Below are 2,180 nucleotides of genomic sequence, written 5' to 3' on the forward strand. Positions count from 1 at the left end.
GGTTTCCATTTGCCTGATTTTGTAATCCCTCCACCGGGTATGATACAATGCAGATGGGGGTGCAGGGAGAGGTCTTGCCCAGATTTTTTGGCTTCTTCCCAATATTGATCCAGTTCTTCAAGCTGGAAGTCTGCAAACTCTCTCCCTGTTTCCTTTACCCTATCTTCTATATAATTAAAACGCCGGATAAATTTTTCGTTGGTCTCATGGATTGCTTCTTCTGGATTAAGGCCTAAAAATCTTGCAACATTGACAAAAGCAAATAAAATATCGCCATATTCTAATTTCATCTTTTCACTGCTTAACTCTTTTTCTGCCTCAAACTCACGAATTTCTTCCTTAACCTTTTCCCAGGCAGCATCCGCTTCATCCCAATCAAATCCAACAGATGCAGCCTTTTTCTGCAGCTCCTCTGCTCTCATTAGTCCCGGGAAAGAGCGAGGAACAGAATCAAGGAGAGATGTTTTTTCTTCCTTGCCTGCCTTCTCTTCCTTTTTGATTTCCTGCCAATTCTTAACGACCTCTTCTGCATCCTCCGCTTGTCCTTCACCAAATACGTGCGGATGTCTTCGGATCATCTTTTCTGATATACCCTCAATGACATCTGTGATAGAGAAAAAGCCTTCATCTTCACCAATTTGGGCATGAAGCATAATCTGCAGCAGCAGATCGCCAAGCTCTTCAATCATATTATCAATATCATCATTGTTGATTGCATCGATCAGTTCATATGCTTCTTCAATGACATATTTTCTTAGTGATTCATGGGTTTGTTTCCGATCCCAAGGACAGCCATCCGGTCCGCGCAAAATGGCAATGATCTCTTTTAACTTAGCAAAGTCTTTATAAAGAATGGTTTCATCCTGGACAGGCGGTACATAAAGAGAAGTTAGATTATTCAGCTCTACCTCACGATCAAGTTCAACCAATTCTACTTTTTTGATGTTTTCCTGACTGCTTCCGGCAGCTGTCACAATAAAAACCGGATAATCATGCGGCAGCCTTTCCATTAACTCCAGCTTTACATCTGAGGCAACAAATTGATCATATACCTGGCCAATGATGATATGCTGGCGCAGCTGTGCTTCCTCAACCGAAAAATCAGTTCCGTCAAGAACCTGAAATCCTTCTACCGGATCAATTCGCAGAGCTTGAAAAAGGGCATCCAAAAAGCTCTGGCCTCCGCCAACTTCTAGTTGTATTCCACTTTGTTCTGCCCGTTCGATCAGAAGCTGTACCGTTCTTTCAGCAACGAGCGGATGACCAGGCACGGCATATGTAACATCTTCACTCTGTGCAGCATTCAGGAGCACATTCGTAATTTCTTCATAAACAGCCTCAAAGGTATCATACTTCTCATACACTTCATCAAAGGATTGGAAATGAGCCCCTTCCTTTATTAGCTCCTCCACAACTGGATGCTCCTTTGTCCGCAAATAAAGATTTTCAGTGTTTTGTATCGTTTTGTAGACGCCTAAAGGAAGCTGATTTAAATCGCCTGCACCTAATCCAATTATCTTAATTTTGTTCATTTTTTCGTCATCCTCGTTTTATTTTTGGGAAGCAGCAGTAAAAGCTTACTGCCTAAAGGAAGCATATACAGTTCCTCCTCAGTAAAGACCTGGCTTCTCAGCACCACTATCAAGTAAATAAATCCGCCAAAAAAAACAGCACTTATAGCTTGAAAACTCGATGCCATTCTTTCATAGCCAACCCCATAAAAGAAATCGGTAAGCAGCAAATACCCTTTTAACACAATATACATACAAACCGCTCCCTTTAAAATGGGAGTGATAAATTCCAACTGAACAATTTTAATATGTAATTGAAATTTTAACTTAATCAGCAAGGCTATGACAACAAGAAGCAAAGCAATGCATGACGCAATGGCAGCGCCGCTTAAGCCCGCAAGAGGGATGAACAGTATATTTAAACAATATTTTATAATAAAGCCGCCTAAAATAACAAAAGCAGGATAAAAGGTAAATCCTAAACCTTGTAATACCGCTGATGCAGTCATAATGATCGAGCTTAAGAAAATCAGGATACTTAAAATCTGCAGTACATTAGAACCAGCAGCATTTTCGAATAGCATCGTATTCGTTGGTTTTATAATGGCTATTAGCCCAACCATCGCCCCAGCTCCAGCAAAGATGGCAACGCGAAAGGCCAGCTGAATC

Annotated in this window: 1 protein-coding gene and 2 pseudogenes; all 3 read right to left on the reverse strand. The window is 41.1% G+C overall.

Translation table 11 applies throughout. The features are described from left to right. Nucleotides 1–80, reverse strand: a pseudogene (locus OQ279_RS18600) (transposase); the annotation flags it as partial. A 63-nt stretch (nt 81–143) separates the two neighbouring features. After that, nucleotides 144–1,532: pseudogene (gene yabN, locus OQ279_RS18605) on the reverse strand (bifunctional methyltransferase/pyrophosphohydrolase YabN); the annotation flags it as partial. Further along, nucleotides 1,529–2,180: oligosaccharide flippase family protein (locus tag OQ279_RS18610; RefSeq protein ID WP_266071363.1), on the reverse strand; the 652-nt coding region annotated here is incomplete at its 5' end. The pseudogene yabN and the gene OQ279_RS18610, both read right to left, overlap by 4 nt.

The organism is Salinimicrobium profundisediminis, from assembly GCF_026241755.1.
Lineage (GTDB): Bacteria > Bacteroidota > Bacteroidia > Flavobacteriales > Flavobacteriaceae > Salinimicrobium > Salinimicrobium profundisediminis.